At 44.8% G+C, this 5,944-nt stretch carries 5 protein-coding genes; all 5 read left to right on the top strand.

Annotated elements, in window-relative coordinates:
* Positions 1-102 precede the first annotated feature (102 nt).
* The 5 genes from ACRRU2_RS28370 (at position 103) to ACRRU2_RS28350 (ending at position 5,390) form a co-directional block, all read left to right on the top strand.
* Positions 103-291, top strand: coding sequence for a hypothetical protein (locus ACRRU2_RS28370; RefSeq protein ID WP_331700672.1), 189 nt, complete (start codon positions 103-105; stop codon positions 289-291).
* Between the two features lie 183 nt (positions 292-474).
* Positions 475-1,425: an ABC transporter permease gene (locus ACRRU2_RS28365; RefSeq protein WP_331700671.1), complete on the top strand. Its 951-nt coding sequence runs from the start codon at positions 475-477 to the stop codon at positions 1,423-1,425.
* An 84-nt stretch (positions 1,426-1,509) separates the two neighbouring features.
* Entirely contained in the window at positions 1,510-2,376 is an 867-nt protein-coding gene (locus ACRRU2_RS28360; protein ID WP_331700670.1) for a carbohydrate ABC transporter permease, read from the top strand.
* Positions 2,377-2,408: 32 nt separating this feature from the next.
* Positions 2,409-3,965 carry an extracellular solute-binding protein gene (locus ACRRU2_RS28355; protein ID WP_432506798.1) on the top strand — a complete coding sequence of 519 codons (1,557 nt, stop codon included), beginning with the start codon at positions 2,409-2,411 and terminating at the stop codon, positions 3,963-3,965.
* A gap of 24 nt (positions 3,966-3,989) precedes the next feature.
* Positions 3,990-5,390: a sulfatase-like hydrolase/transferase gene (locus tag ACRRU2_RS28350; protein WP_432506796.1), complete on the top strand. Its 1,401-nt coding sequence runs from the start codon at positions 3,990-3,992 to the stop codon at positions 5,388-5,390.
* The last annotated feature ends 554 nt before the right edge of the window (positions 5,391-5,944 follow it).

Raw genomic sequence — 5,944 nt, 5'->3', positions numbered from 1 at the left:
CGCTTCTAAACTGCGAATTCGGGCGTAATAACGGAACGACTGACCAGCTAGGGACGTCCGATTTCGGTCGGATAGCGTGTCCAGGGAGGATGTCGATTAATTGTGGGCAACTATTGGCAAGCAAAACGAAAGGGGAACGAAGAGCAAGATTGGGAATGGAGAAGCGGCAGCGCCGCCTTTGTAGGCCAATTTAATCCTTTACAGGGGTTATTTCATCAAAAGAATTGGACGATAACAGCGGTCGGAATCCCAAACTTGATTGTAGTAACCTCCCTTTCGATTGCTTATTGACCTATCTACAATTAATCCCGTAAAATCAACCATTTTTATAAGAAGTGAATCGGATCTGATATAATGATACCGCTTTCTTTTCGTAATTTCAGCCTGATGCGATCGATTGATTCTTGTTGAAAGCCTTTTCCAGACTTATGCTGAAAGTGCTTACAAAAACGAAAAGAAAGGAGGCTCGCCAATTTGGAAGCCCCTACAACAAGACTGAACGTTCATGTAAAACGGAGCAGATTTGAAGGCTTGCGGAAAGTTATTCGCTACCGCAATTTATACCTGATGCTGCTTCCAGCTATCGCCTACTATTTAATATTTCATTATTATCCGATGTACGGCGCAACGATTGCTTTTAAACAATTCAGCATTATAAAGGGGATTCATGGTAGCCCCTGGGTTGGTTTCAAGCATTTTGAAGCGCTGCTGCAGCTGGATAAGTTTTGGGAAGTATTTTGGAATACGATTGTAATAAGCTTGTATCGCTTATTCTTCGGTTTTCCGCTGCCGTTATTTGTTGCGCTGCTTCTTAATGAAGTACGCAAAATGGCATTCAAACGCACCGTTCAAACCATTATTTATTTGCCTCACTTTATTTCTTGGGTCATTATGGGCGGGCTGCTAATTAATTTATTGTCTACTGATGATGGAGTTGTTAACCAAATTATTCGATCATTAGGAGGTAATAGTATCGGCTTTTTAAGCGATGAAGCGTATTTCCGTTCCACGCTTGTAGGATCGATGATTTGGAAGGAGTTCGGCTGGAATACGATTATCTATATGGCGGCGCTTGCTGGAGTAAATCCTTCCTTGTATGAAGCGGCCTGGATGGACGGAGCCAATCGAATGCAGCGAATATGGCATGTTACCTTGCCAAGCATTCGCACGACTATTATGATTTTGCTTATTCTTAGAATCGGAAGCTTGATGGAAGCTGGCTTTGAGCAAATTTTTGTGCTTTATCATTCCGGCGTTTACCGTGTGGCCGATATTATTGATACGTATGTCTATCGAACAGGGCTTGCGGATGGAAAGTTCAGCCTTGCAGCTGCACTGGGCTTGTTCAAATCCATCATTAACTTTGTGCTGCTGGTCATCGCGAATCAGCTATCCCGAATGAAGGGTGATCAAGGCATATTCTAGCTTTTACAAAGAACGGCGAGGCTGTTTATTTTAGATAGCGTTCAATATTAGTCATTTTGGTTAGGCGCAGGAGGTAGAGAAACTATGGACAAGGCCGGTTTAGGCGCTAAAATATTTCAAACATGCAATTACACCTTTTTAACGTTGATCACTTTGCTGACCCTGTTTCCATTCTGGGATTCATTAATTGTATCGATTACACCGATTAGCGAGAGCATGGCATCTAATTTACACTTAATTCCGAAAACGATTACATTTGAGGCTTATGAGTACATTATAGGTATGAACCAGCTTTGGAGCTCTTACGGAATTAGTATATTTGTGACGGTTGTAGGTACAATATTGAGCATGATTGTAACAACACTGGCAGCTTATGTATTATCGAAAAACTATTTGCCAGGCGGCAGAGTCATTATGTTTTTAATTGTTTTTACTATGATGTTCAGTGGTGGTATAATACCAACCTATCTAGTGGTAAAAGAGCTGGGAATGATGAATACGGTGTGGGCGATGATTATGCCGTTGATGGTTCAGACGTATAATCTGATCATTATGCGTACGTTTATGGCCTCTGTGCCTGAAAGTCTGGAGGAAGCAGCACGTATTGACGGCTGCGGAGACTATCGTATATTATTTCAAATTGTGCTGCCATTATCCATGCCGGCAATTGCGACAATTTCACTATTTTACGCGGTAGCCAAATGGAATGAATTTTTTACAGCCGTTATGTATGTAACGGACAAAAGCGTATGGCCGCTCCAATTATTTATGAGAGCGATGCTTATTGATAATGAAGCGATGTATCAATCAGGGGGAGACAGTCCTTTCCTGCTCGGGCAATCGATCAAGATGGCTTCGATTATGATTTCTACTATTCCGGTAATGCTGATATATCCATTTTTCCAACGTTATTTTGTACAGGGAGCAACACTTGGAGCAGTAAAAGAGTAGCTGATCATTAGAATATTATAGGGGGATTTTTCATGAAAAAGAATGCTTCACGCACACAGGTATCTATTATATGCTTCATTCTTGCATTCACCTTGCTAGTTGGCTGCTCCAGCAATAATGGAGGAACAAAGCCGCAAAGCTCTGGGACGGATTCGGGAAGTGGAGAACCGGTTAAGATCGTTTATTTGACGCCTGGCGATTCGGCTGCCAAGCCAATCCAACCGGGGGATCGTATTATTGCAGAAATCAACAAGCGCTTAGGTATCGAACTTGAAATTAAATTTGTGCCGGAGGGCGGCTTTGAAAAAATCAATGTGGCAATGGCTACAGGCGACTTCCCGGATGTGGTGACAGCGCAATACCCATCCTCTTCACTCAGCCAATGGATTGAGGAAGGCTTGCTTGTTCCTCTGAACGATTATTTGCCAGATATGCCTACAGTAAGAGAAAAGCTGGAAGACAAATTTTCCTGGACTGCTGTTGACGGAAAATATTTCGGATATCCATTTATAGAAGAGAAGTCGAACGCAACTATGACTTACCGCGCTGACTGGCTGGAGGAGTTAAATATTGCGCCGCCAAAAACATTGGATGAATTTTACGAAGCGTTAAAAGCGGTTGCAACCAAAGATCCGGATAAAAACGGTGTGAATGATACGTATGGCTTGACGGGTGCAAAAGAAAACGGCTTTAACAGCTCGTTCAACTTTATTTTCTATGCGTACGGCTTACCTTATGGTGATTGGATTTTGGATGATAACGGCAAAGTAGCGCCTGTATTTGAGCATCCTGCGTTCAAGCAAGGGGTAGAGTATATTCATAAGCTGTGGGAAGAAAAACTGATTGATCCTGAGTTCTTGCTTAATGATACTCAGAAACGTGAACAGAAGTTATTCCAAAGCAAGGCCGGATTTATGATTGCTCCGCTATTCAGACACGTAAACAGACTTGAAAAAAGCTTGCAGGAGCTGACGCCAACAGGAAAACTGGGCTTTATTGACCCGCCGGCTGGACCAGAAGGCACGCACGGTGTAGTAGGGGACAAAAAAGGCGGATTGTTTACAGCTGTTACAACGAAAGCGAAGGATCCAAAGAAAGCTGCTCAGTTTATAGAATTTATGCTTTCCCCTGAAGGCAGAGAATTGCTGGAGCTAGGTTTTGAAGGCATTCATTACACGAAAGACGGCGACAAAATTAATTATAATGAGGAAGAACGCGCGAAGGATAATTTCGCATCCAATGGCTGGGCGCATCCGCTGGCATGGGGCAACGTAGTTTGGCCGGTGACTAGAAATTATTTGCCACAGACAGAACCGCAGGCCGATCGTGCAAAACAGTCAGTAGAAATTGCAACAAGTAATTTGGTACCAAATTTGGTTAATACAACGACTCCTGAAGAAATTGAAATGGGCGGCGTGTTTGGAGCGGGCATTCTTAGCGAGCTTGCAAATCAGTACTATCTTGATATGATCGCAGGTAAGGTGGATATTGATAAGGGTCTAGCTGAGCTGTCTAAAAAATGGCGCGAGCAGGGCGGCGATAAAGTGCTTGCTGCTGTAAATGCAGCCTATGAGGCTCAGCAGAAATAATAGTAATAGCAGGGAGTGGGAAATATGGCTTCAATGATGGGCAGCAAGCCTAATATTGTATTCATACTTTGCGATGACATGGGATCATGGGCAATGGGCTGCGCGGGCAATACCGATATTAGAACGCCTAACCTGGATCGGCTGGCAGCAGAAGGAATTCGTTTTACGAATTTCTTCTGCACCTCTCCTGTATGCTCGCCAGCGCGCGCCTCGCTGTTTACAGGCCGCATACCATCACAGCATGGCGTTCATGACTGGATTTGCGAAGGCAATATGGGGGAAAACGCTATTCAGTATTTGCAAGGACAGCCAACCTATACAGAAATGCTTGCTGACAATGGCTATGTATGCGGATTAAGCGGCAAATGGCATCTGGGTGACAGCATAAATCCACAAAAGGGCTTCAGTCATTGGTATGTTCATCAGTTCGGGGGAGGCAGTTACTATAACGCTCCTATGATACGAGATGGACAGCCTGTACAGGAGCCTGGCTATGTGACCGATTTGATCACGGATGATGCCATTGCATTTCTTGCCAAGCAAAGTGCGGAGCAGCCTTTTTATTTAAGCGTGCACTATACGGCTCCGCATACCCCGTGGATTAACAATCATCCGCAGCATCTGGTTGATTCTTATGCTGATTGCGAATTTGACTCTTGTCCGCGAGAGCCGAAGCACCCGTGGCAAATCAAGTCAGAGCCGTACTGGGATGACCGGAATACGAATCTGCAGGGCTATTTTGCCGCTATTACAGCCATGGATGAAAATATTGGGCGGATTATCGATCAGCTTGAGCAAACGGGCATGCGTGAAAATACGATGATTTGCTTTATGAGCGATAATGGCTACAATTGCGGTCATCATGGCATTTGGGGAAAAGGCAACGGGACCTTCCCGCAAAATATGTTCGACACCTCCGTTAAGGTTCCGGCTATCTTCTCGCAGCCTGGCCGCATTCCTCAAGGGGCCGTTAATGATGAGCTCGTAAGCGGCTACGATTTCATGCCGACGATATTGGAATATGCAGGACTGCCGCCTCATGGCGATGACAGTTTGCCGGGCGCGAGCTTTCTGCCGTATTTACTGGGCGAATCCAAGTCGCAGCATAAACATGTCGTTATCTTTGACGAGTACGGGCCAGTTCGGATGATACGCAGCAAGGAATGGAAGTATGTGCACCGTTATCCGTACGGGCCGCATGAGCTGTTCAGCTTGCAGGACGATCCGGAGGAGAAGCATAACTTGATCGATCAGCCAGAGCACCAAGAGAGGCTGGAGGAAATGCGCGCCGGGCTGGAGGATTGGTTTTTGCAGTATGTTGATCCTGCCCTTGACGGTGTCAGACAGCAGGTGTACGGCTACGGGCAAGCCAATCTTGTTGGACCAGCTGGTAAAGGCAAGGTTGCTTACCGGGGGCTGCAGTAATAGGAAGCTGGAGGATCGGGGCCAGGGCGGCGAAGGCTATTCGCTAGCCCTGGCCCCTTTTCGGAGTAGGCGGCAGATGGAAGCAGGAAGTTGCAGGTCTAGTCGACCAGAACGGGAACAATGGACAATGCCATGGAATATAAGGGAGCAAAGGAAGCAGTAAAGTGATAGTGTAGATAGTGTAGGATGTAGAATCGGCCATTATGGCGGTGGCCCTTGTATAGCATGAGTGTAAGCAGGAAGCAGTAGAGTAAGAGTGTGCTTATTAGTGTGCGGTTGTTTGTACTGACTTTTGGAATGAAGTAATCTCATACAGAGCCGGTCGATATTACCTCAAAACGTCTAATTGTATATGAAATTTCATATACATTTCGCTGAAATGCCTCAAAAAACAAAATTGTATATGAAAAACCATACAGAATCGGTCGGCGCTACCTAAAACGGCTAATTGTATATGAAATTTCATACACATTTCGCTAAAATGCCCCGAAAAACAAAATTGTATATGAAAAATCATACACATTACGCTGAAATGCCCCAAAAAACAAAATTAT

Source organism: Paenibacillus sp. GXUN7292, from assembly GCF_050864975.1.
In the GTDB taxonomy this organism is placed as follows: domain Bacteria; phylum Bacillota; class Bacilli; order Paenibacillales; family Paenibacillaceae; genus Pristimantibacillus.
The sequence above is the reverse complement of the archived record's forward strand: the minus strand, read 5'-3'. Positions and strand labels throughout refer to the sequence as shown.